This is a genomic window from Rhizobium sp. AP16, assembly GCF_000281735.1.
Classification (GTDB): Bacteria; Pseudomonadota; Alphaproteobacteria; order Rhizobiales; family Rhizobiaceae; genus Rhizobium; species Rhizobium rhizogenes.
This window is the reverse complement of record NZ_AJVM01000063.1, coordinates 36,955-60,738: the sequence shown is the minus strand read 5'-3', so window position 1 is coordinate 60,738 and position 23,784 is coordinate 36,955. Positions and strand designations below refer to the sequence as shown.

26 protein-coding genes are annotated in these 23,784 nt (G+C 60.9%); 5 read left to right on the top strand and 21 right to left on the bottom strand.

The annotated features are described in order from the left end of the window. Window positions 1–74: 74 nt before the first annotated feature. The 5 genes from truA to def form a co-directional block, all read right to left on the bottom strand. Entirely contained in the window at window positions 75–872 is a 798-nt protein-coding gene (gene truA / locus PMI03_RS16750; RefSeq protein WP_007695428.1) for a tRNA pseudouridine(38-40) synthase TruA, read from the bottom strand. After that, the gene (gene fmt / locus PMI03_RS16745; protein ID WP_007695426.1) at window positions 872–1,819 is read right to left on the bottom strand and encodes a methionyl-tRNA formyltransferase; all 948 of its coding nucleotides are present in this window, start codon (window positions 1,817–1,819) and stop codon (window positions 872–874) included. The genes truA and fmt overlap by 1 nt, the downstream gene beginning before the upstream one ends. Before the next feature lie 22 nt (window positions 1,820–1,841). Beyond that, complete coding sequence (locus PMI03_RS16740) at window positions 1,842–2,261, bottom strand: type II toxin-antitoxin system VapC family toxin (RefSeq protein WP_007695425.1); 420 nt, start codon at window positions 2,259–2,261, stop codon at window positions 1,842–1,844. A gap of 68 nt (window positions 2,262–2,329) precedes the next feature. Beyond that, window positions 2,330–2,590 carry a FitA-like ribbon-helix-helix domain-containing protein gene (locus PMI03_RS16735; protein WP_007695423.1) on the bottom strand — a complete coding sequence of 87 codons (261 nt, stop codon included), beginning with the start codon at window positions 2,588–2,590 and terminating at the stop codon, window positions 2,330–2,332. A 66-nt stretch (window positions 2,591–2,656) separates the two neighbouring features. Further along, entirely contained in the window at window positions 2,657–3,172 is a 516-nt protein-coding gene (gene def / locus PMI03_RS16730) for a peptide deformylase (protein ID WP_007695421.1), read from the bottom strand. A 186-nt stretch (window positions 3,173–3,358) separates the two neighbouring features. On the opposite strand from def, the gene PMI03_RS16725 reads away from it, so the two are divergent. From PMI03_RS16725 to PMI03_RS16715, 3 genes are all read left to right on the top strand, one after another. Beyond that, window positions 3,359–4,555 (top strand): DNA recombination protein RmuC, encoded by a 1,197-nt coding sequence (locus PMI03_RS16725; protein ID WP_007695419.1) that lies wholly within the window; start codon window positions 3,359–3,361, stop codon window positions 4,553–4,555. 102 nt (window positions 4,556–4,657) lie between these two features. Further along, window positions 4,658–5,557, top strand: a complete 900-nt coding sequence (locus PMI03_RS16720) for a ribokinase (RefSeq protein ID WP_007695417.1) — start codon at window positions 4,658–4,660, stop codon at window positions 5,555–5,557. 230 nt (window positions 5,558–5,787) lie between these two features. Then, a complete protein-coding gene (locus PMI03_RS16715; RefSeq protein WP_007695416.1) occupies window positions 5,788–8,130 on the top strand; it encodes a methyl-accepting chemotaxis protein in 2,343 nt (780 codons plus the stop codon). 76 nt (window positions 8,131–8,206) lie between these two features. Here the strand turns inward: PMI03_RS16715 and PMI03_RS16710 are convergent, their stop codons facing one another. Continuing rightward, window positions 8,207–9,151, bottom strand: a complete 945-nt coding sequence (locus PMI03_RS16710; protein WP_007695415.1) for a nucleoside hydrolase — start codon at window positions 9,149–9,151, stop codon at window positions 8,207–8,209. 229 nt (window positions 9,152–9,380) lie between these two features. On the opposite strand from PMI03_RS16710, the gene PMI03_RS16705 reads away from it, so the two are divergent. Then, window positions 9,381–9,812, top strand: coding sequence for an Hsp20 family protein (locus PMI03_RS16705; RefSeq protein WP_007695414.1), 432 nt, complete (start codon window positions 9,381–9,383; stop codon window positions 9,810–9,812). 45 nt (window positions 9,813–9,857) lie between these two features. Further along, window positions 9,858–10,118 carry a DUF1150 family protein gene (locus PMI03_RS16700; protein ID WP_007695413.1) on the top strand — a complete coding sequence of 87 codons (261 nt, stop codon included), beginning with the start codon at window positions 9,858–9,860 and terminating at the stop codon, window positions 10,116–10,118. Window positions 10,119–10,287: 169 nt separating this feature from the next. Here PMI03_RS16700 and PMI03_RS16695 read toward each other — a convergent pair whose 3' ends face one another. The 15 genes from PMI03_RS16695 to trpS form a co-directional block, all read right to left on the bottom strand. Next, entirely contained in the window at window positions 10,288–10,989 is a 702-nt protein-coding gene (locus tag PMI03_RS16695; protein ID WP_007695412.1) for a tRNA (guanosine(46)-N(7))-methyltransferase TrmB, read from the bottom strand. Beyond that, complete coding sequence (gene metK / locus PMI03_RS16690) at window positions 10,986–12,239, bottom strand: methionine adenosyltransferase (RefSeq protein ID WP_007695411.1); 1,254 nt, start codon at window positions 12,237–12,239, stop codon at window positions 10,986–10,988. The genes PMI03_RS16695 and metK overlap by 4 nt, the downstream gene beginning before the upstream one ends. A 188-nt stretch (window positions 12,240–12,427) precedes the next feature. Next, a complete protein-coding gene (locus tag PMI03_RS16685) occupies window positions 12,428–12,847 on the bottom strand; it encodes a helix-turn-helix domain-containing protein (protein WP_007695410.1) in 420 nt (139 codons plus the stop codon). A gap of 153 nt (window positions 12,848–13,000) precedes the next feature. Further along, window positions 13,001–14,602, bottom strand: coding sequence for an apolipoprotein N-acyltransferase (gene lnt, locus PMI03_RS16680; protein ID WP_007695409.1), 1,602 nt, complete (start codon window positions 14,600–14,602; stop codon window positions 13,001–13,003). Window positions 14,603–14,681: 79 nt separating this feature from the next. Next, window positions 14,682–15,848 (bottom strand): hemolysin family protein, encoded by a 1,167-nt coding sequence (locus PMI03_RS16675; RefSeq protein WP_007695408.1) that lies wholly within the window; start codon window positions 15,846–15,848, stop codon window positions 14,682–14,684. Window positions 15,849–15,873: 25 nt separating this feature from the next. After that, window positions 15,874–16,380, bottom strand: coding sequence for an rRNA maturation RNase YbeY (gene ybeY, locus PMI03_RS16670; RefSeq protein ID WP_007695407.1), 507 nt, complete (start codon window positions 16,378–16,380; stop codon window positions 15,874–15,876). After that, window positions 16,380–17,444: a PhoH family protein gene (locus PMI03_RS16665; protein WP_007695406.1), complete on the bottom strand. Its 1,065-nt coding sequence runs from the start codon at window positions 17,442–17,444 to the stop codon at window positions 16,380–16,382. Before PMI03_RS16665 ends, ybeY begins: the two co-directional genes overlap by 1 nt. A 29-nt stretch (window positions 17,445–17,473) precedes the next feature. Beyond that, on the bottom strand, window positions 17,474–18,886 hold the full coding sequence (gene miaB / locus PMI03_RS16660; protein ID WP_007695405.1) for a tRNA (N6-isopentenyl adenosine(37)-C2)-methylthiotransferase MiaB: 1,413 nt from the start codon (window positions 18,884–18,886) through the stop codon (window positions 17,474–17,476). 60 nt (window positions 18,887–18,946) lie between these two features. Next, window positions 18,947–19,744, bottom strand: coding sequence for a 1-acyl-sn-glycerol-3-phosphate acyltransferase (locus PMI03_RS16655; RefSeq protein ID WP_007695403.1), 798 nt, complete (start codon window positions 19,742–19,744; stop codon window positions 18,947–18,949). Window positions 19,745–19,774: 30 nt separating this feature from the next. Then, on the bottom strand, window positions 19,775–20,203 hold the full coding sequence (locus tag PMI03_RS16650) for a Fur family transcriptional regulator (RefSeq protein WP_007695400.1): 429 nt from the start codon (window positions 20,201–20,203) through the stop codon (window positions 19,775–19,777). Window positions 20,204–20,241: 38 nt separating this feature from the next. Then, window positions 20,242–20,736 (bottom strand): GNAT family N-acetyltransferase, encoded by a 495-nt coding sequence (locus PMI03_RS16645; RefSeq protein WP_007695395.1) that lies wholly within the window; start codon window positions 20,734–20,736, stop codon window positions 20,242–20,244. A gap of 2 nt (window positions 20,737–20,738) precedes the next feature. Next, complete coding sequence (tsaB, locus tag PMI03_RS16640) at window positions 20,739–21,395, bottom strand: tRNA (adenosine(37)-N6)-threonylcarbamoyltransferase complex dimerization subunit type 1 TsaB (RefSeq protein ID WP_007695393.1); 657 nt, start codon at window positions 21,393–21,395, stop codon at window positions 20,739–20,741. 25 nt (window positions 21,396–21,420) lie between these two features. After that, window positions 21,421–21,987, bottom strand: coding sequence for a NifU family protein (locus PMI03_RS16635; RefSeq protein WP_007695391.1), 567 nt, complete (start codon window positions 21,985–21,987; stop codon window positions 21,421–21,423). Between the two features lie 119 nt (window positions 21,988–22,106). After that, window positions 22,107–22,598, bottom strand: coding sequence for a universal stress protein (locus PMI03_RS16630; protein ID WP_007695389.1), 492 nt, complete (start codon window positions 22,596–22,598; stop codon window positions 22,107–22,109). A 73-nt stretch (window positions 22,599–22,671) separates the two neighbouring features. Further along, window positions 22,672–23,736: a tryptophan--tRNA ligase gene (gene trpS / locus PMI03_RS16625; protein ID WP_007695387.1), complete on the bottom strand. Its 1,065-nt coding sequence runs from the start codon at window positions 23,734–23,736 to the stop codon at window positions 22,672–22,674. Between the last annotated feature and the right edge of the window lie 48 nt (window positions 23,737–23,784).

Below are 23,784 nucleotides of genomic sequence, written 5' to 3'. Positions count from 1 at the left end.
TAAGCCATCGATTGTGCCGTGACAAGTATGCGCGCGACATAATGTATCACTCCCCCAGACCTGGATGGGGTACCTTACGAATCGTCCGATTCGTCGTCGGGGATCGGCGGCGCGGAACCGGCATCATCACGATAATCCACCTGCATGAAATAGAGCCCGTCCGGCGGCGCAACAGGGCCGCAAGCCTTGCGGTCGCGCGCCTCCAATGCGGTTCGCACATCGTCCGGCGTCCACTTGCCTTCGCCCGCGAGCTTCAGCGTTCCGGCAAAGGAACGGATCTGATTGTGCAGGAAACTTTGCGCCGTGGCGCGGATCTCGATCAGCTCGCCACTCCGCGTCACATCCAGTCGGTCAAGCGTGCGCACCGGGCTGTTGGCCTGACAATGCACCGATCGAAAGGTCGTGAAATCGTGCCGGCCGACCAGGGTTTGCGCCGCTGTATGCATGACCTCGTGATCCATATCCTTCGCCACCCACCAGGCGCGCCCGGCCTCCAGCGCCAACGGCGCGCGGCGGACGATAATGCGATAAAGATAGTGCCGGCGGATTGCCGAAAAACGGGCGTCGAAGCTGGCATCGACTTCCATGACATTCAGAATGGCGACACGGTCGCCGGCAAGCCGCAGATGGGCGTTGAGCGCATTGCGCAGCGTGTGCGGCTTCCATTCCTTGGACAGATCGGCATGGGTCACCTGACCCACGGCATGCACGCCGGAATCGGTGCGTCCCGCGCCGCGAACGGAAGCCGTCTCACCCGTCAACGACAGGATGGCGCGCTCGATCGCGCCCTGTACGGAAGGACCGTTGTTCTGACGTTGCCAGCCGACATAGGGGATGCCGTCATATTCGACGGTCATACGGTAGCGCGGCATCAGACGGGTCCCAGCGCCAGTATCGTGCCCGCCGCGACTGGCGTGCCGCGCAGGAAGTCGGCCGCGGCCATCGGCTTGCCACCGGCCTTCTGCAGCTTCGTCAGCCTGACAGCACCGGAACCGCAGGCAATCGCCAGATCGTCGCTCAGCACTTCACCGACAGCGCGCTCGCCCTCGGCAAGTTCGGAGCCAAGCACCTTCACACGCTCCGGCTTGCCCGCAATTTCCATTTCGAACCAGGCGCCCGGAAAGGGCGACAGGCCGCGAATATGATTGTGAACATCGGCGGCCGGCTTGCTGAAATCGATGCGGGTCTCACCCTTGTCGATCTTGGCGGCGTAGACGACGCCCTCGGCGGGCTGCTCGGTCAGCGGCAGCTCATTATATTCCAGCTTGTTCATCGCCTCGGCCATCGCCTTGGCGCCGGCTTGCATCAGTTTGTCATGCAATTCGCCGGCAGTCATGGTGCCGCCGATCTCGACTTCGCGGGTCAGGGCGACCGGGCCGGTGTCGAGGCCTTTGTCCATCTTCATCACCATCATGCCGGTCTTCTTATCGCCGGCCATGATCGCCCGCTGGATGGGAGCGGCCCCGCGCCAGCGCGGCAGCAACGAGGCATGGCCGTTATAGCAGCCGAGCCGCGTGCCGGTGAGGATCGCCTCGGGCAACAGCAGACCGTAGGCGACAACCACGGCGACATCGGCATCGAGCTCGCGAAAACGCTGGCGCTCTTCCTGATCCTTGAAATTGACCGGCGTGAATACCGGCAGGCCCAACAGCTCCGCCGCCTGATGCACCGGCGACTTCTGCAGGTCTAACCCACGCCGCCCGCCGGGACGCGGCGGCTGCGTATAGACGGCACGGATCTTATGACCGGCATCGATCAGCGACCGCAACGTCGGCACGGAAAATTCGGGCGTTCCCATAAAGATAATGCTGAGCGACATGCGATCCGTCCGGCTAACTAAATTAGCCGCCTTCAAACGGGTTTACGAGCCTAAGATCAAGCCCTTCGAAATCTTTTGTATTCCGCGTCGCCAATGTTGCGCCATGCGCAAGGCAGATGGCGGCGATCATGGCATCCTTGGTTTCCATGCGTCGCCCGATCTTGTGGCGTTGGGCAGAAATCACCCCGTAGTGATGAGCAGCGTTTGGCGAAAAAACAAGAATACGTCCGGTAAACTCTGCTTCGATTGCCTCCAATTCCGAAAGCAACCCAGCTTTGCGCTTGCCCTCGACCAGAAGTTCCAGTCCAAAACGAACCTCGCCAATGGTAATCGTTGTCAGAAAAACAGCCTCAGCATCCTGAGCATCGAGCCACGAAAGTATCCGATCGCTGTATAACCGCCCCTGCAGCTCCGATATGACATTGGTGTCTAGAACGATCATTCGGAATCTCCGAGTAGGAGATCACTCACAGCAGCATCTCCTGCAACACAGCCTGTTGTACAGTGCAGTCACTCGAACCGCGGCGGCTCGCGATCCGGTGCATGCCGGAAAGCGGCAATTGCCTCGATCTCATCCTCGGTCAATTTCTCTTTGCCAAGAATGGCCCGCAGTCTCTGCCCCGCAGAGGTACCTGAATTCAGCTGACGCCCAAGAGATTGGCGTAGCAGATCAATTGCCTCATCGGAAAGACTTCGGCCATGTCGATTGGCATTCGCTTGCAATTGCTTTTTCAGTGCCTCGTCCATGCCGCGTAGCAAAAGGTCGCTCATTCAGCACCTCCATTTGATATCAATGATATCATAGGCGCTTCAGCCGCATCTTTCAACGGCGACTACTCAAAGCGCCTTCGACTTGGCCGCCTTGGTGAATTTCTTGATCACCATCTCGCGCTTCAGCCGCGAGATATAGTCGATGAACAGCACGCCGTTCAGGTGATCGATCTCGTGTTGCAGGCAGGTGGCGAGCAAGCCGTCGGCTTCGATGAGCTGTTCCTTGCCGTCGCGGTCGATGTGCTTGACGGTGACACGGGCCGGGCGTTCGACCTCGGCGTAATAGTCCGGAATGGAGAGACAGCCTTCCTCATATACCGAACGCTCGTCCGACGAGGCGACGACCTCGGGATTGATGAAGACCAGCGGCTGCTTGTCCTCGCCTTCACGCGCGACATCGATCACCAGCATGCGGCGGGCCACGCCGATCTGGACGGCTGCAAGGCCGATGCCCGGTGCGTCGTACATGGTTTCCAGCATGTCGTCGGCAAGGCGCAGAATTTCGGTATCGACACGCTCGATGGGCTTGGAGGCCTGGCGGAGCAGCGGATCGGGCAAAATGATGAGTGGCTTGATCGTCATGACGTTTCCCATAACGCATCTTTTGGCGCGATGGAATTATCTAGTTGGCAGTCGAAGCGTGTTTTTTCAACGACTACGGCTTCGGGTCGACAAAGACGCCCCGGAATTTTGTTCACGTTTTGATCTGGATATTCTTCGCGGTTTTGTTATGGTGCCGGCAAGAGTTCCACGAGTATATACGATATCATGTCCTTTACCCTCTTCGGCCAGGCAATTCCCGCAGTCCCGGCTCTGACCGGCCTTATCATTCTGCTCCTGATCATCGTGATCGTCCTTGTCATCAACGGCAGAAGGCGGCAATCGGAGGAGGATATGCTGCGGGCCGAGGATGCCGAGCACAACATGGCGGCGATCCTCAGGGCGCAGACGGAGATGCAGGGGCGGCTTGCCGCCATGACCGAGGTCTTCGGCTCGCGGCAGGCAGAGCTCAATCAGGCCATTGGTCAGCGTCTGGATGGCATGTCACAGCGGGTAACGGCGACGATCGGCGAACAGACGCGCTCGACGCACGAGAACCTGCGCCGTCTGCAGGAGCGGCTGGCCGTCATCGATGCGGCGCAGACCAATATCCAGTCGCTGGCGAAGGATGTCGTCGGGCTACAGGCGATCCTCTCCAACAAGCAGACGCGCGGTGCCTTCGGCCAGGCGCGCATGGAAACGATCATCGCCGACGGACTGCCGATGGGCGCCTATGCGTTTCAACCGACGCTGTCGAACGGTTCGCGGCCGGACTGCACCATCCGTATGCCGAACGGCTCACCACCGCTGGTCATCGATGCCAAATTTCCGCTGGAAGCCTGGAACGCCATCCGCAACGCCACTGCCGCAGGCCCGGAGCATGGCAAGGTCGCCGCGCAGCAATTCCGCCGGGATCTCGAAGTGCATATCCGCGATATCGCCGAGAAATATCTCATCCAGGGGGAGACGCAGGATACCGCCTTCCTCTTCGTCCCCTCCGAATCGATCTTTGCCGAAATCCACGAGAATTTCGAAGCGATCGTGCAGAAGGCACAGCGCTCGCGCATCGTCATCGTCTCGCCGTCGCTACTGATGCTGTCGATCCAGGTCATCCAGGCAGTGCTGAAGGACCAGCGTATGCGCGAGCAGGCGCATGTGATCCAGGGGGAAGTCGCGCATCTGATGGACGATCTCTCCCGCCTCGACGAACGGGTGCGAAAGCTGCAGGGGCATTTCGCCATGGCGCAGAAGGATGTCGATATGATCGTCACCTCCGCCGACAAGCTGGCGCGGCGTGGCGAGCGGATAGAGGCGCTGGAATTCGAGACCGTCGTCGAGCCGGCAAAGCCCGCCGCCGAGGACCGGCCGAAACCTATCGACAATCGCACCGGTCAACTCAAGCTAAGGGTGGTTGACGAGGACTGACCGCTTCGGGCAGTGTCGCGCCAAATCAGCGCATGATCCGCAAAACAGGCATAGTTGCCGTGACGGGATCATGATCGACCAGCAAGCAGGGCAGGACATCCCATGATCACCATTTTCGGCTCCATCAACATGGACCTCATCGCCACCACCGACCGCCTGCCGAAGCCGGGCGAGACGGTGGCCGGCAACGGCTTTTCCACCGCCGCCGGCGGCAAAGGCGCCAACCAGGCGCTGGCCGCGCGCCGCGCCGGTTCGACCGTGCGCCTGACCGGTGCCGTCGGCAATGATGGTTTCGCCGAGCCCGCCCTTGCCCTCCTCGACGCTGCCGGCACCGATCTTTCCACGGTGGCTCATGTTTCCGAACCGACCGGCACGGCGCTGATCCTGGTCGGCGGTGACGGCGAGAACATGATTGCTGTCGTCCCCGGCGCCAACGGCACGAAGACGGCCGAAGACGCAACCGCCGTCGTCGATGCGCTGAGTGCTAGCGATACGCTGATGCTGCAATTCGAAATCCCGGTTGCGGCCGTCGAAACGGCGCTGACTGCCGCCAAGGCCAAGGGCGTGCGCACGGTTCTCAACCTTGCGCCGCTCATTCCCGAAGCAGCGCGCCTCGGGCGTCTCGCCGACATCGTCATCGCCAACGAAACCGAATTCGAGCTGCTCGCCGGCCAGGACAATATGTCGGCCAGCGATCGCGAGGCGGCGCTTATCCGCCTGCATGCCGAGACTGGGCAGACGCTGATCGTCACGCTTGGCGGCGACGGCGTCATCGCCATCCGCAATGGCGAGCTTTCGCGCGCCAAGGGCCTCGTCATCGAGCCGGTCGATACCGTCGGCGCCGGCGACACCTTCTGCGGCTATTTCGCCGCCAGCCTCGACCAGGGTCTGGATTTCCACGCGAGCTTGCGCCGCGCCGCCGTCGCCGGTTCGCTTGCCTGCCTGAAGCCCGGCGCCCAGCCTGCCATTCCGGTTGCAAGCGACGTCGTCGCGCGTCTTTGAGACCCACCGTGCTCGAGTATCCCGTTTGCAGGCGAAATCGCCTGCAAACGGGATATTTCAGCAAAGCAAGTTAATTAAATTTTTCCGCTTCGCCATCATCCTCCTCTCGTCTGCCGTGTATCAACGTCTCGCGGCGGCAGGCATTTTCCCGGCGGCCCCATGACAGGGCCATCCTGTGCCGACCTTGCATTCGGATAATGTGCATCCGACGCATCGCTCTCGAGGAAATGATGTCCATCTTTCGTATGAAGTCGCTTGCGGCCAAGCTCATCCTGGTCACCGGGCTGGCGATTGCGCTTGTCCTGTTCGTCTCGAATTTCCTGCTGATTTCCCAGACACGCGATCGCGTCCAGACGCTGACGATGGACCAGGCCAATAGCGAGGCCAAATCCATCTCCAACGAGATCGCCGCCAATGTCGGCGAACTCGCCAGCGCCGCCCGCTCGATGGCCGCCGTGATCGGCCGTGGTCACGAGGGCCATACCTTCGACCGCAAAGGCATCATCAATATCCTCAAGGCCAATGTCGAACAGAACGCCTTCGCCTTCGGCAGCTGGTTCTGCGAGCAGCTCGGCACGTTCGACGGCAAGACGACGGAGCTTGCCGGCAACAAGGATCAAGGCGTCAACGACAAGGGCGCGTTTACACCCTATTGGTCAAAGACCAAGGATGGCGGCATCCAGTACTCCACCTTCGACAACGACTACACCGCCGCATGGTGGAAGCTCGCCGCCGACAGCGGCAAGGGCGCGATCACCCCGCCCTATATGGCCGAGGGCACCGAGGTTCCCACAACCATGAGCTCGATCGCCTATCCGGTCATGTCCGGCGGCAAGATGATCGGCGTTTCCGGTGTCGATATCTCGCTCGCCTCGCTGTCCACCAAGCTGCAGAACCTGCATCCCTTCGGTTCCGGCCGCGTGCTGCTGGTTTCGCAGGATAACAAATGGCTGGTGGCGCCGAGCAAAGAACTGCTGATGAAGGACTACAAGGGCGACGGCGCCGACGTCATCAAGGCCGCGCTGACATCCTCGACGGCAGGCCTGTTGAAAAACCTCGCCGATGGCAGTGGAGAGGCATTCGACCGCGTGGTCTATCCTTTCGCTGTGCCCGGCCTCAACGCCACCTGGGTCGTTCTTGTCGATGTGCCGCATAGCGCGATCGAAGCACCCGTGCGTGATCAGACCTACATGATGATCATTGGCGGCATCCTGGTGCTCGCCGCCGTCATGCTGGCCCTCTATGCCGCCGTCCGCCGCTTCGTGCAGAAGCCGCTCAGCGGATTGGTTGCCAGCGTCAACAGCCTCAGCGCCGGTAACTATGGCGAACCTGTCACGGGCCAGACCGGAACCGACGAGATCGGCTCGGTCGCCAAGGCGCTTGAAGGCTTTCGCTTTGGGCTTGCCGATGCGAAGCGATTGGAAACAGAGGCCGACGACCAGCGCCGCGCCGCGGAAGGCGAGCGTTATCGCTCGGAGACGGAACGCGGCGAAACCGTCGCGCTGCAGCGGCGCATCGTCACCATTCTCGGCCAGAGCCTGGCAGAGCTTTCCAAGGGCAATCTCGGCCATCGCATCGCCGAGGAATTCCCCGGCGAATATGCCAGCCTGAAGCAGGATTTCAACGAGGCCCTCGCAAGCCTCGAAGAGACCGTGCACACCATGAACCTCAGCGTCGGCAATATTGGTAACGGCACCGGTGAAATCAGCAACAGCGCCTCCGATCTTGCCCGCCGCACGGAGCAGCAGGCGGCGAGCCTGGAACAGACCGCGGCCGCGCTCAACCAGCTGACCGCCCAGGTCAACTCCAGCGCCGAGAACGCACGCACGGCGGCAAGCAGCGTCAACGCAGCATCGGAGGATGCAGGACGCTCCGGCGAGATCGTGCAGAAGGCGATCGCCTCCATGCAGGGCATTGAGCAGTCGTCGCAGGAGGTCTCCCGCATCATCAGCGTCATCGACGAGATCGCCTTCCAGACCAATCTGCTGGCTCTCAACGCCGGCGTCGAAGCCGCTCGCGCCGGCGAGGCAGGCAGGGGCTTTGCTGTCGTGGCGCAGGAGGTGCGTGAGCTGGCGCAGAGATCCGCCAACGCCGCCAAGGAAATCAAGACCCTGATCAACACCTCGGCCGGTCAGGTGAAGGAAGGTGTCGATCTTGTCGGCCATACCGGCAATGCGCTGCACAAGATTGCCGAGCAGGTGATGGAGATCAACAGCCTTATCCGGCAGATCTCGGCTTCGGCCAGCGAGCAGGCAATCGGGTTGAAGGAAATCAACGCCGCGGTCAACCAGATGGACCAGGTGACGCAGCAGAACGCGGCGATGGTGGAGGAAACCACGGCCGCCAGCGTGGCGCTGAACGACGAAGCCCAGACGCTGAGAGCGCTTGTCGCCCGCTTCCGCACGTCGCATGGCGGCCAGGACAATGCCTCGGCGCTGCGTGCCGCCGCCCAGCAGATGCGTACGCCCGCGCAAGCTCACCGGACCTCGCCTGCCGCTGCTCCAACTCGCAAAGCGCGACCGCAGACCCAAGGTGCCAACGCATTGGCACGGGACGATTGGGAAGAGTTCTGAGCCGGCTCATGAGAAATGCAAAAGGCCGCCGATTCATCCCGGCGGCCTTTTGCATTTAATTGGTTCGCGCAAATGATCAGATGCGCGCGAAACGTTCCGTCAGCAGCGCGAAGAAGCCGTCGGCATCGACATCCCGCATGACCTTGGCATTATGCTTGCGGTCGGTCACATGCCACCAATCGACAACGGTCATGCCGACGGTCAGTTCCGAGGTGATTTCGATCTCGACATTGCAGTCGCGACCCTTGAATAGCTCCGGCTTCAACAGATAGGCAACAACGGTTGGATCGTGCAGTGGGCCGCCGTCGGAACCGTATTTCTCGATGTCGAAGCGCTCGAAGAATTCCAGCATCTCGACCATGGCCTTAGCCGGCGCCGAACCGATCGCGGCGATGCGCGCGACGCGATCCTTGCGGGTGAGCAGCTGATGGGTCACATCGAGCGGCATCATGACGATCGGCACGCCGGAGCGGAAGACGACATCGGCGGCTTCCGGATCGACATAGATGTTGAATTCGGCGGCCGGCGTGATGTTGCCGCCCTCGAAGAAGCCGCCGCCCATCATCACCAGTTCGCGAACGCGACCGACGATATCCGGAGCCTTTTGGAAGGCGAGCGCGATATTGGTGAGCGGACCGAGCGTGCAGAGTGTGACGGCGCCCTGCGGTTCGCTGCGCAGCGTCTCGATGATGAAGTCGACGGCATGGCCCGGCTGCAACGCCATGGTCGGTTCGGGCAGTTCAGGACCGTCGAGGCCGGTCTTGCCGTGCACATGCTCGGCGGTGACCAGCTTACGCTTGATCGGCGCATCGGCACCGGCAAAGACCTTGACGTCGCGGCGATTGCAGAGCTCGCAAACGATGCGGGCATTGCGGCTCGTCAGCGCCAGCGGCACGTTGCCGGCAACTGTCGTGATGCCGAGCACCTCGAGTTCCTCGCGGCTTCCGAAGGCAAGCAAGATCGCCGCGGCATCGTCCTGGCCGGGATCGGTATCGATGATGATTTTTCTGGGCTCGGTCATATCTGTGGCTTCCCTCCGGTGCAGATCGGCATGACTTGATGCGAGCCCGCCGGAGCTTTGTCAAGCAGCCACAAGGGCGAGAAGACGACGAACGTTTCTCCAGCGAAACTGATTTCGCAGCTGCGAAGCCGGACCGTCTTGCACTCCCCTCCCCATGCCCCCATATTAGCGACTGCCGGGTGCTGACGATCAGGTCCGGAAAGGTCGCTTGCTACCCAAGGACTTGACGATGAGCCGGACGACGCCTTTTGCCAGCCCTCTTCTTCTGGGCTTCGATACCATGGAAAAGACGCTGGAGCGGATTTCCAAGGCCAGCGATGGTTACCCCCCCTACAATATCGAACGCATGCGCCCCGATCGTATTTCGGGCGAGCCCGAACGCCTGCGTATCACGCTTGCGGTTGCCGGCTTCTCCGAAGACGAGCTCGACATCACCACGGAAGAAAATCAGCTTCTCATCCGCGGTCGGCAGGTGGAGCAGGAAGAACGCGATTATCTCTATCGCGGTATTGCGGCCCGCCAATTCCAGCGCGTCTTCGTTTTGGCCGACGGCATGCAGGTGCTTGGCGCCGTTTTGAAGAACGGACTGCTCTCCGTCGACCTCATTCGGCCGGAGCCGGCGCGTATGGTAAAGAAAATTAACATTTCGGTCTCACAGTAGGACAACGGCTGATTGCCGTTGGTCCCTCATACTGGAGGTACGAACATGCTTATGAGAGAAGCCACTGCCCGCCTGACCCAATCCGAACTTGCCCATCTGGGCAGCGGTGAGGTTGCCTATATCCGGAAAATTCGCTCCGAAGAAGTATCCCGCTGCTTCCCGGAAGCGCCTTCCGATATCGATCCCGATGTCGACCTCTGGGCGCTCTTCGGCGCCGACGGCACGCCGATTCTTCTGACCGACAACCGGTCCAGCACCTTTTACAAGGCAGCCGAGGACGAGTTGAAGACGGTCAGCCTACATTAAGTGCCGGCAAGACGAGGCGGCGAAACCTAAATCGCCGCAACTTTCGCAGCTTCGATGCGCGCAGCCCGGCAGGGCTGCGGCAGGCCCGATGCGATACGGGAAGCCTTAGCCTGCATGTCTGGGGCCTGAATGTCTGGAGATCAATCTCCGGCGACCCCGAAACGGCCGCTCAAACCTTCTTGAATGTCAGATAGGCGGAAGACCGCCCCTCGCGCCGGGCTTTCGCCTCATAGCGTGTGCTCGGCCAGCCCTCATAGGGTGTCAGCCAGTCGGCGGCATTCTGCGCCGTCCACTCAAAGCCGCCATGGGCGTGGCAATGCTGCAGCGTCCAATTGACATAGGTATCGATGTCAGAAGCGAAGCAGAAGCGCGCACCGGGCTTCAGAACGCGGTGGAAGCGTTCGAGGTTGACCTGCGAGACGAAGCGGCGCTTCCAGTGTTTCTTCTTCGGCCAGGGATCAGGATAGAGCAGATCGATCTGGTCGAGGCAGGCGTCCGGCAGCCAGTCCAGCAGTTGCGTCGCGTCGTCGTTATAGACGCGGATATTGCGCGCACCGGTCTCATCGATGCTGGCAAGCAGCTTCTGCATGGAATTGACGAAAGGCTCGACGCCGATGAAGCCGGTCGTCGACTGCTCGAGCGCCCTGTGGATCAGGTGCTCACCGCCACCGAAACCGATTTCCAGGCGCAAACGCTCGGTCGGCACCGGAAACAGGTCATTCAGCGGCAGAGGCGCCGGCGTGGAAAGATCAACGAGATACCGCGGCAGCAGCGTTTCAAGCTTTTCGGCTTGCTGGCCGCGCAAGGCTTTACCCTTGCGCCGGCCAAAGAATGCTTCCGTCGCCCGCGACCGGCGCTCCGTATCGATCATGCAGCTTCCTGGATCTTCACGGATTCCTTCAGCGCCTTGACGAGGTCCGTGCGCTCCCAGGAGAACGAGCCGTCACGGCCCGCCTTGCGGCCAAAATGGCCGTAGGCCGAGGTCTTGGCGTAGATCGGCTTGTTGAGGTCGAGGTGGCGGCGAATACCGGTCGGCGAAAGATCCATGTTCTTGCGGATCGCTTCTTCGACCTGATCCTCGGTAACGCCGTTGCCGGTGCCGTGCAGATCGACATAGATCGACAGCGGCTGGGCAACGCCGATGGCGTAGGAAAGCTGGATCGTGCAACGATCGGCAAGGCTGGCGGCAACGACGTTCTTAGCGAGGTAGCGCGCGGCATAGGCGGCGGAACGGTCGACCTTGGTCGTGTCCTTGCCGGAGAAGGCACCGCCGCCATGCGGAGCTGCGCCGCCGTAGGTGTCGACGATGATCTTGCGGCCGGTCAGGCCGGCATCACCGTCCGGACCACCGATGACGAACTTGCCGGTCGGGTTGATGTACCACTTGCAATCATGCGCGATCTTCAGCTCGCCGAGCGCTTCGCGGATATAGGGTTCGACGACGGCGCGAACCTTCTTCGAATCCCAGCTTTCGTCGAGATGCTGGGTGGACAGCACGATCGAAGTTGCCTCGAACGGCTTGCCGTCGACGTAGCGGACGGTCACCTGGCTCTTGGCGTCCGGGCCGAGCTTGGCAACGTCGCCGTCGCCCTTCTTGCGGGCGGTCGCGAGCAGTTGCAGGATCTTGTGCGAATAATAGATCGGCGCCGGCATGAGATCAGGCGTTTCGCGGCAGGCATAACCGAACATAATGCCCTGGTCGCCGGCACCCTCGTCGCCCTGCTGGTCGGAAGCGCTGTCAACGCCCTGGGCGATGTCGGCGGACTGCGAATGCAGGAGCACGTCGATGCGTGCCTTCTTCCAGTGGAAGCCGTCCTGCTCGTAGCCGATATCCTTGATGGCGCGGCGAGCGGCGGCCTTGAACTTCGAGGGATTGATGACGTCGTTGCCGTCCTTGTCCTTCTTCATCAGGCTCGGCGGCAGGCGAACTTCGCCAGCGATGACGACACGGTTGGTGGTGGCAAGGGTCTCGCAGGCAATGCGTACACCCCAGGGGTTGATGCCGGTCTTTGCAGCTTCGCGGTAGACCAGATCGACGATTTCATCGGAGATACGGTCACAAACTTTATCCGGGTGACCTTCGGCAACTGACTCGCTGGTAAACAGATAATTCGCGCGCATGCGGGATTCCCCTCAAAGAACAAATCTCCTCTTTTGATATTCGTGTCGCGGCCGAAAAACAAGCCACAGAAGGACATAAATATATCTTTATATCCCGGTGGACGTGATAAATTTTTGCGCCAAACACGCAAAAGGCGGCCAAAATGGCCGCCTTTCGACATTGCTACCATGGCGCTGCGTCGAAACGACTACTCCGCGTCGGCCTCGGCCGCGAGAGCTTTAACGAGTTCGACGACCTTGCGGCGAACCTTGCCGTCGGAAATCTTCACGAAGGCGCGGTTCAGCTGCAAGCCTTCGGAGGACGACAGGAAATCAACAACATAGTTGGAGCTGGAGGCCTCGGCCAAACCGCCGGCGGTCGTCGTGTGATCGCCCGGAGCATCCTCGAAGAAGAAGGAAACAGGAACGTTAAGAATGCTGGAAATATTCTGAAGGCGGCTGGCGCCAACGCGGTTGGTGCCCTTCTCGTATTTCTGGATCTGCTGGAATGTAATTCCGAGGCTCTCGCCGAGCTTTTCCTGGCTCATGCCCAGCATCGTGCGGCGGAGGCGAATGCGGCTACCGACATGAATGTCGATCGGGTTAGGCTTCTTTTTATTCTCAATCATCTCATTACCCTAACATAGGTTGAATACAGGTCCTGTCACCCGGTGCCCTTAACCGCCCCTATTAACGCCACGTTGCAGCCGACGCCCACCCGGCTTCTGATCTACGTGCAAAACGGCGTTCGGCAAGCACTATGCAATTTTAGGGTTTTTTGGTCAATTCACCCTTGAAATAAAACCCATGCGTGAAATCACAGCGATCATACCGACTATCCCGATGATCAACCAGAAATAGGTTTTCCTTACGCTATCGTCGATGCGCGATACGGTTGCACCACTCAAAGTGGAGTCGACGAACCCTTGCTCATTAAAATCAATTCCAGAAATCAAACGTCCGTGAGCGTCGACATAGGCTGAAACACCGGTGTTCGCGCTCCGAATCAGCGGCAGCCCCTGCTCGACCGCCCTCACCCGCGCCTGTAGGAAGTGCTGGTAAGGACCGGGCGTATCCCCGAACCAGGCATCGTTCGTGACGTTGAGAATGGCATCCGCCTGCCGGATTTCCGGCGTCATCTCATTCGGAAAAATGATCTCATAGCAGATCAGCGGGTAGAGTTTGATGCCATCGGGCAGCGTCAGCAACTGCCGGCTCGCGGCCGCCGAAAAACCGCCGGGCAACTCGACGACATTCTCGATGCCGAGATAGCCGAGGATATTTTCGAAGGGCACATATTCGCCGAAAGGAACGAGATGGGTCTTGTCGGAGGCACCGATGATCTGGCCGCGCCCGTCGATGACATAGACGGAATTGTAATAGCGCGGCTCGACGCCCGGTCCCATATCCTCGACCCGAACCGCGCCGGTGATCAGGATCTGATCGTCGTCCAGCTGGTCGGCAATGCGGGTGAGCGCATCCTGATTATCGGTCAGAATGAAAGGGATGGCAGTTTCCGGCCAGACGATGATATCGGGCCGCTTGCCGCCATTCACAGGCGGCTGAACCGAGAGCGAAAGATGCTTGTCGAAGATGGCGTTGCGGTCGGCGGCCGTATCCATCTTGGCTTCCTGGTCGATCGCCGGTTGCACGATACGCACTACCGGAGCCGCCTTGCCGGCCGCCGGCGGCAGCGCCGGCAGGTTGAGCGCATAATAGCCGTAAGCGAAATGCGCGGCGGCGATGAGCACCGCTAACCCGATCCCCGGCACTCGGCCCTGGCGTGTTCCCAGCAAGGCCGGGGCGGCGAAAACGAAGACGGCAAGCACGGTGACGCCGAGCACACCGATCACATGCGCCGATTGCATCATCAGCGGTATGGGCATGGCGCCATAACCGATGGCATTCCAGGGAAAGCCGGTAAAAAGGAAGCTGCGCAGCCATTCCAGCAGGCCAAAACCGAAGGCGAGTGCGGCAATACGCCCCATGCCGTCGGACCAGAGCAGGCGGGCAAGCACCGCCGCTACACCGTAAAAAATCGCCAGAAAAGCAGGCAGGCCGAGGATCGCCAACGGCAATGCCCAGGCGAATTGATCGGCATCGATCAGCAGCGCGTGGCCGAGCCACCAGAGACCGGCGACGAAATAGCCGAAGCCGAACAGCCAGCCGGTGGTAAAAGCCGGCCAAAGACGGCCAAGAAAACCGCTGTCAGGGCCAGCCGCGGCACCGTCCAACAACCAGACGAGCAATGTGAAGGACACGAACATCGCCGCGAAGAAGCCGAAGGGCGGCAGCGCCAGAACACCGATGGCTCCGGCGAGAATGGCAAGCAGCGCGCGTTTGAAACCCCAGACGAGGATCACCTTGCCCGAAAGCCGTTCCATGCGCGCGCTCCGTCAAACTGCGAATCAATTGGCCGCAGTCTTTCAAAAAAGCAGCGATTTGTCCTGTTGAAGCACTGTTCTATTGGCTGGCAGCGTTCCGTTCGGCCGAAGATCCCTCGGAAATCGTATCCGGCGACGGCAGATCGCGGTCGAGCCCGCCTCCCTCACCATCCGCCTTGGTCGGACGACGACGCGCGGCATGACGCTTGCGGGTGATGCGAACCTTTTTGATGCGGCGCGGATCGGCATCGAGAATATGGAACTCGAAGCCCGGCAGCGCCTGGACGACCTCGCCACGCACCGGGATGCGGCCAAGCGCAGAGAAGATCAATCCGCCCAGCGTATCCACCTCGTCTACCTGCTCGCTGATATCGAAATCGGAGCCGATCGCCGCGGCGATCTCCTCCAGCTCGACACGGGCATCGGCGACGAAGACGTCTTCGGAGACACGCTTGAACATCACCTCGTCGTCGTCATGTTCATCGTCGATGTCGCCGACAACCATTTCGACGATGTCTTCATGCGATGCGAGACCGTCGGTGCCGCCATATTCGTCGATGACCAGCGCCATCTGCGTGCGGTTGACCTGCATGCGGCGGAGAAGATCCGAGGCAAGCATCGAGGGCGGCACGAACAGGATCTTCCTGATGATGCCGGCTTCGGCCAACGTCTTCTGGAGATCGACGCGAGAAAGGTCGAAATTCGGCTTGGCCGAGCGCGCCGGCTTTTCGGCCGGGGTCGCTGCCGATGCGGCCGCCGCCTTGCCATTGCCGGCGCGGCGCTTGTTGCGCGCCTGCTTGGCGACATAGGAGAGCAGATCGCGGATATGCACCATGCCACGCGGGTCATCCAGCGTTTCGGCATAGACCGGCATGCGCGAGCGGCCGCTCTCCTCGAAGAGGATCATCAGCTCGCCGATGGTGATGTTCTGGTCGACCGCCTCGATATCGGCGCGTGGCACCATGACGTCCTCGACCCGCACTTCGCGGAAGCGGAGGATGTTGTGCAGCATCGCCCGCTCGTCCGGCGAAAAGGCGTCGTCATCGGTGGCCCCGGCGATCAACGCGTCAGCGAGATCCTCGCGCAGTCGTGCTGACCCTTGAGCCGGACGTAGAATGCGCGCTGCGCGTGCCCAGAAGGAAGATTGCGATCGCTTGCCGTTGCTACTACTGCCTGCCTCATCGGAGGAGGCGGTGTCGGCGCCGTCTTTGGCCTCAGAGGCCGGTCTTGTCGTAAAGTCGCTCATTGTTCCTGATCAGACAGGGTTCAAGTCAAATGGGGTCCTGCCCCGCATAGGGATCAGATAGGCCAAGACCAGCCAAAATGCGAGTCTCCAGCCCCTCCATTCTTTCGGCTTCGCTATTATTCATATGGTCGTAGCCGAAGAGATGCAAGAAACCATGCACCATCAAATGGGTGAGATGGTCGTCAAAACTCTTTTCCAGCTCGACCGCCTCGCGCTCCACCGTCTCCCTGGCGATGATGATATCGCCGAGCATCGGGCCGGGCTTGCCGCCGGGGACCAGCGGAAAAGCGGGGAAAGACAAGACGTTGGTCGCCTTGTCCTGTTCCCGCCATTCCGCATTGATCTCGCGGATCGCGGCATCGTCGGTGAAGACGAGTGACACTTCCAGCGCCGTTTTCGGAAAAGGCTGCTTCTCATTTTTTTTGAGATAGGCGGCGGCCACGCCAAGAACGCGCTCAGCCAAAGCCTGCAAAACGTCTTCGGAGGGCCAATCGCCCTCCTCGACGCTGATCTGTATATCGAGTTCGGCCATCAGATCTGCGGATCGGCCTCACCGCCACCGCCCACAGCAGGAACGGCATAAGTCGCATCATAGGCCCGGACGATGCGCGCCACCAGCGGATGACGGACGACGTCGACGTCCTTGAAGCGGACGATGGTGATGCCCTCGACGCCGGTCAGCAGATCCAGGGCCTCCACCAGGCCGGACTTGATGCCGCGCGGCAAGTCGACCTGGCTCGGGTCGCCGGTGATGATCATGCGCCCGTTGTCGCCTAGACGGGTCAGAAACATCTTCATCTGCATCGCCGTAGTGTTCTGCGCCTCGTCGAGGATGACGACAGCATTGGCGAGCGTGCGGCCGCGCATGAAGGCGAGCGGCGCGATTTCGATGACGCCGGCGGTAATGGCACGTTCGACCTTGTCGGCCGGCATCATGTCATAGAGCGCGTCATAGAGCGGACGGAGATAGGGGTCGACCTTTTCCTTCATGTCGCCGGGCAAGAAGCCGAGGCGCTCACCAGCTTCGACGGCCGGGCGGGACAGGATGATCTTCTCGACGGCACCGCGCTCCAGAAGCTGGCAGGCGTGGGCGACGGCGAGATAGGTCTTGCCGGTGCCGGCCGGGCCGACGCCGAAGACCATCTCGGAACGCTCCAGCGCCCGCATATAGGCATCCTGTGTCGGCGTGCGCGCGATGATCGTCTTCTTGCGCGTCGAAATCTGCGCCATCGTCAACTTGGCTTTTTTCTCCATGGTCGGCAACGTCAGTTGGTCGTCGGCGGCAACCGCCATACGGATTGCCCCTTCCACGTCGGAGCGCTCCACATTCCCACCTTTCTGCAGCTTGTCATAGAGATAATCGAGGGTGCGGCGCGCCTGGTTGGTGGCCGAGACATCGCCGGTAATGACGACGGAGTTGCCGCGGGCGCGGGCATCGATGCCGAGACGCTCCTCGAGCAGCTTCAGATTCTGATCGAACTGTCCGAAAAGTTCGCTGGCGAACCGATTATTCTCGAACGTCAGGATGAAGTGATTGGCGTCGCTCGCGATGCGGGGCTGGCGCGATGATGAAGAAACCAATTCCTGTCCGTTCAAGCGGTGTGGCTCCTTGTGCCGTCCGAAACCTAGAGCAACTCAGCAAAAAGGCTGTTGGTGCTGGTCCCGGTGATTCGTACGTTTATAATGTCACCGATTTGCGATGCTTTTGCATCAATATTCACAGACTGAAGCCAGGGAGAGCGACCTATCAACTGTCCCGGCATGCGGCCAGGCTTTTCCAGGAGCACATCGACCACTTTGCCGACACAGGCATCGGCGAAAGCGTGTTGCTGCTTCAATAGCAACGCCTGCAACCGTTCAAGCCGTTCCGCCTTGATCTCTTCCGGCACCTGGTCCTTCAGCTCCGCACCGGGCGTGCCCGGGCGCGTCGAATATTTGAACGAGAAGGCTTGCGCATAGTTCACCTCCTCCACCAGACGGAGTGTATCCGCAAAATCCTGTTCTGTCTCCCCCGGGAAACCGACGATGAAATCACCGGAAAGGGCTATATCCGGCCGTGCAGCGCGGATTTTCTCGATGAGAGCAAAGTATTCGGCTGCCGTATGCCGACGGTTCATCGCCTTCAGAATACGGTTAGATCCAGACTGGACCGGCAGGTGCAGATAGGGCATCAGCGTACGCAGGTCACGATGCGCCGATATCAGCCGGTCGTCCATATCGCGGGGGTGGCTGGTGGTGTAGCGCAGCCGGGCAAGACCCGGAATTTCCGACAGCCGGTAAAGCAGATCGCCGAGGCTCCAGGCCTCGCCCTTCGGTCCTGCGCCATGCCAGGCATTGACATTCTGGCCGAGCAGCGTGATTTCGCGCACTCCGCCATCCACAAGTTTTTCAGCCTCTTCGACGATCTGGGCGACAGAACGGGAGACTTCGGAGCCGCGCGTATAGGGCACAACGCAAAAAGTACAGAATTTGTCGCAGCCTTCCTGCACAGTCAGGAACGCGGTAACGCCGCGAGCGCGGATTTTCGACCGCTCCGGCGTCGGCAGATGTTCGAACTTATCCTCGAGCGCATATTCCGTGTCGACGACGCGCTGGCCTTCCTTGGCGCGGCGCAACGCGTCCGGCAGGCGGTGATAGGTCTGCGGGCCGATGACGACATCGACGGCGGGCGCACGACGGAGGATTTCCTCGCCTTCGGCCTGGGCGACGCAACCGGTGACGCCGATCATCATCTCGCGGCCATCGGCAGCCTTGCGCTTCTTCATATCGCGCAGGCGACCGAGTGCGGAATAGACCTTCTCGGCGGCCTTCTCGCGGATATGACAGGTGTTCAGCAGGACCAGATCGGCCTCTTCCATGTCCTCGGTCGGCTCATAGCCATCGCGGGCGAGCGCATCGCTCATCCGCGTCGAGTCATAGACGTTCATCTGACAGCCGTAGGTCTTGATGAAAACCTTGCGGCTGTTGGAGCCATCGCGGATGCCGAGCTGCAGGGCGGTCGGCTCCGGGGCGTCGAGAGTTAAGCTGTCCTTGGTCATGGCCGCTATGTAGTGGCTTTTGCTCGCCGAGAAAATCAAAAAGTTGGAATCGCCCGGATATCAGGCAATCTCGCGGCCAAGCAGCCGGCTTGCGAGCATATTGCGGATGCGCCGCGCGACGGTAGCGCTGACATCCTTGCGCTTCGTGTCGGCGCGATACTCCACGGCCTCGCCGAAGCAGACATCGACATCGATGGCGCCGCAGGCGACGATGTCCTTCAGGTGCGGCACCAGCTCGATGTCACCTGGCCAGGCAGCGATCGGACGATAGTAGCGGCCCATGGCGATGCCGTGAATGCGGGTATAGGCGACCGCCACCGGCTGGACATGCACGACCGCATCCGGCGTTTTCGGCAGGGCGGCGGCGGCCGCGCCAAACAGCGAGGATTTGACCTCCAGCAGACGGTTGCCATCCGATGTCGTGCCTTCGGGAAACAGCACCATGATCTCGCCATTGGCCATGCGCTCGGCGATCTCGTTGACCTGATCGCCGGTCTTGCGCTTCTGCTCGCGCTCGATGAAGACGCTCTTCTGCCATTGCGCGAACTGACCGAAGATCGGCCAGTCCCGCACTTCCGACTTGGCGATGAAGGCGACGTCGGCAACGGAGGACAGCACGAGGATATCCAGCCAGGACGAATGGTTGGCGGCCAGCATCAGGGGTCGGCGGCTTTCCGGCTGTCCGACGACATGGATGCGAACGCCGAGCCAATAGCAGACGATGCGGTGCCAGTAGCGCGGCAGATATCGCCTGAGCTTCCAGTCAAAGCGCAGGCAGAGGATCTGCAGCGGCAGCATGACGAGACTGACGGCAAAGATGACGATGACGGCACAGCCGACGCGCAGCCAGGTCACCAAATCATTCGCTCCGGCACGACAGTCATCACCTCAGCGTTCGTCCTTCTTCAGCGGGATACCATAGAGCTCCAGCCGATGGTCGACGAGCTTGAAACCATGTTCGCGGGCAATGCGCTCCTGCAGCGCCTCGATCTCCGGCGAGTGGAATTCGATCACCTCGCCGCTCTTCAGATCGATCAGGTGATCATGATGCTCTTCCGGCACGGTCTCGTAACGCGAGCGGCCGTCGCGGAAATCATGACGGGCCAGAAGGCCGGCATCCTCGAAAAGCTTCACCGTGCGATAAACCGTCGAAATCGAGATCTTCGCATCCACCTTGACGGAGCGGCGATACAGCTCCTCGACATCGGGATGATCCTCGGAACTTTCGATGATGCGGGCGATGACCTTGCGCTGCTCCGTCATACGCATGCCGCGCTCGGCGCAAAGCTCCTCCAGAGATTTTACGGGATCGATCATCAAATACGGTCTTCGGTCACTTCGTCTATGACAACGGACTAGCGAAGAACGCGCCGCATGACAAGCGCCGTCGATTTCGCACCGTTTTCATCGACATAATAGGCCTTGCGCTCTCCGACCGTCTCGAAACCGAGCTTACGGTAGAGCCCGATGGCCGGCTGATTGACGCCATCGACCTCGAGAAACATGGTTTCGCCGCCGCGATTGCGCGCCTCGCGCAGCGCCGCCTGCATCAGCCGCCAGCCAAGGCCGGTGCGGCCAAGCTTGGCGCTGACGGCAATCGTCAGGATTTCGGCCTCGCCCGCGACATGCCGCGCCAGCACGAAGCCCGGAAGCGGCTTTTTCAGAATGGCGTTGGTCTGCCGGGCAACGAAGCCGAAGGTCGTGTCCTGCGACAGCAGATCCTCGAACTCGGTATCGCCCCAAACCCGCGCGAAGCGCTCGCCATGCAGGGCGGCGACTTCAATGCAATCCCGCAGCTGCATTGGGACGATTTCATATTCGGCTTTCAAGGTCAGATAGGATTCGAGCATGTCTATAGCCTGGCGACAGCGTATCCGGCCTGCGGTCTGGCATCGGGTCCGCGAAGATAAAGCGGTTTCGGCTTGTCGCTGACGAGTTTGGCAGCGCCCAGCCGGGCAACGACGGCAATCGGAAATGCGTCGGGCCGCTCTGCGGGCGGCGCATCGCTGAGCCGGGCGACGGCCGTGCCGGTGACGATGCCGTCGAAGGCGCCGGCGATTGCCCGCGCTTCATCGATCGTCACGGCACGGGCTTCGTCCAGCGGGCAGCCATCGGCGCCAAAGGACTGGAGATAAATCTCCTCGCGCTTGGCATCGATGGCGGCCAGAACCGATTGACCCGGACTCTGCTCCCGCGCGCTAGCGGCCATGACCTCAAGGGTCGTGATGCCGATGGCGGGAATGTTGAGGGAGAGTGCGAAACCGCGAGCGGCGGCGACGCCGATGCGGATGCCGGTGAAAGAGCCGGGGCCGACGGTCACGACGATGCGTTCGACCCCTGAGAGCGCTATCTCGGCTTTCGCCAGCGCCGCGTCGACAACATTCATCAAATGCTCAGCATGCCCCCGCCCGATCGTCTCCGTGACCTCCCCCATCACAGAATCACTGCCGCTATCATACACCGCGGCAGCGCAATCTACACCTGCCGTGTCGAGCGCCAGTACAATCATGTTTATTTTTCCGAAATGCGAAGATTTAGACGGCTTCGACTTCCTGAACTTCCGGAACGAAATGGCGCAGCAGATTCTGGATGCCATGCTTCAACGTCGCCGTGGACGACGGGCAACCGGCGCAAGATCCCTTCATGTTGAGGTAGACCTTGCCGTCGCGGAAACCGCGGAAGGTGATGTCGCCGCCATCCTGGGCAACCGCCGGACGAACGCGGGTCTCCAGCAATTCCTTGATGGTCAGCACGATCGTCGCGTCGCCCTCATCGAAGAACTCGCCGCTGGCGTCCTGCGCTTCGGAGAGAACCGATGCTGCGCCCATGACCGGCTTGCCGGACATGAAATGCTCCATGATCGAGCCGAGGATGGCGGGCTTCAGATGCTGCCATTCCTGATCGTCCTTGGAAACGGAGATGAAATCGTAGCCGAAATAGACACCGCTGACGCCGGGGATATCGAACAGGCGAGCGGCAAGCGGCGAGACTTCCGCTTCGTCGGCGCTGCGGAATTCGGCCGTGCCGCTTTCCATCACCACCTTGCCCGGCAGGAACTTCAGGGTCGCGGGGTTCGGCGTCGCTTCGGTCTGAATGAACATCTTGATCTCCATGCGGCGGGCTGAAAGCCCTGCGCCGACTTTAGAATATTTCAAAAGAAGATAGGCTTTTTGGCCGCTCTAATCAAGAGACCAGGCCTCAAGAATTAGCCCTTGCCAACTCAGCTTAGAGCGTCGATTTCCTCATTCGTCAACGTATCCGGCAGCACCGTCACGGGGATCGGAAAGGCAGCGGCACGCCCTGCGATCGAAGATACCAGCGGCCCCGGCCCCTCCTTGGCCGAACCTGCGGCCAGAACAAGAAGTGCGATATCCCGATCTTCCTCGATCATCGCATTGATCTGCTCGGCGGCCGACCCTTCGCGAATGACGATCTCCGGGTCGATGCCGATATTCTCGCGCACGATCTGCGCCGCCTTCGCCGTCGTCGCCTCGGCCTCCTCGCGCGCCTCCGCCCGCATGATCTCCTCGACACCCAGCCATTGCTGGAAATCGCCCTCGGGGATCACATAGAGAAGCACAAGGCCGCCATTGGAATTCTTGGCCCGCCGGCCGGCATAATGGACGGCGCGCTGGCATTCAGGCGTGCCGTCGATGACCGCCATGAACTTGCGGCGGTGACCTTCGAGCCGTGAGAGACGTTTTGATACCATGCGACGACTCTGCCACCTGAAGGCGGCGTTTTGCAAGCCCCCGTTTTGCACGGGGGCTGCCTTCATGGAATGGTTAGTAGATGAAGCCGACGATGTCGCGGACCTGGTTCATCGTCACCTCGGCGCGGGCGCGGGCGCGGGCACCGCCGTCGCGCAGGACGGCATCGATGTGACCGGGATCAGCCATCAGGCGGCGCATCTCGCCGGTGATCGGCGAGAGCACTTGCACGGCGAGATCAACCAGAGCCGGCTTGAAGACGGAGAACTGCTGGCCGCCGAATTCCGAGAGCACATCCGCCTTCGACGTGTCAGCGAGAGCGGCATAGATGCCGACGAGATTGTCGGCTTCCGGACGTCCGGCAAGACCGGCGATCTCGCTCGGCAAACCGTCCGGATCGGTCTTGGCCTTGCGGATCTTCTTCGAGATGTTTTCCTCGTCGTCGAGCAGGTTGATGCGCGACAGGTCAGAGGCATCCGACTTCGACATCTTCTTGGTGCCGTCGCGCAAGGACATGACGCGCGGCGCCGGGCCGTCGATCAGCGGCTCGACCATCGGGAAATAGGCATGCACCGGCTCGTCGCCGACCGTGATGTCGATGCCGTAGCCCGAGCGGCGGATATGTTCCATGAAGTCCAGATTGAACTTCATGGCGATATCGCGGGTCAATTCCAGATGCTGCTTCTGGTCGTCACCAACCGGCACATGCGTGGCCCGATAAAGCAGAATATCGGCGGCCATTAGGCTCGGATAGGCGTAGAGGCCAAGGGAGGCCTGCTCGCGGTCCTTGCCGGCCTTGTCCTTGAACTGCGTCATGCGGTTCATCCAGCCGATGCGGGCGACGCAATTGAAGATCCAGGCGAGTTCGGCATGCTGCGGCACAGTCGACTGATTGAAGACGATATGCTTTTCCGGATCAATGCCGGCGGCAAGGAAGGCGGCGGTAATCGACCGCGTCTGACTCCGCATGTCCTCATGCACGAGCTGGGCGGTGAGCGCATGCATGTCGACGACGCAATACATGCAGTCGTTGTTTTCCTGCAGCGCCACGAACTTGCGGATCGCGCCGAGATAATTGCCAAGATGGAGATTGCCGGTCGGCTGGACGCCGGAGAATACGAGCGGCTTGAATTCGGTCATGTCGTCCTCGAAAGGCTTGTGGAGGGCCTGGGCGAGCGGCGCTCGACC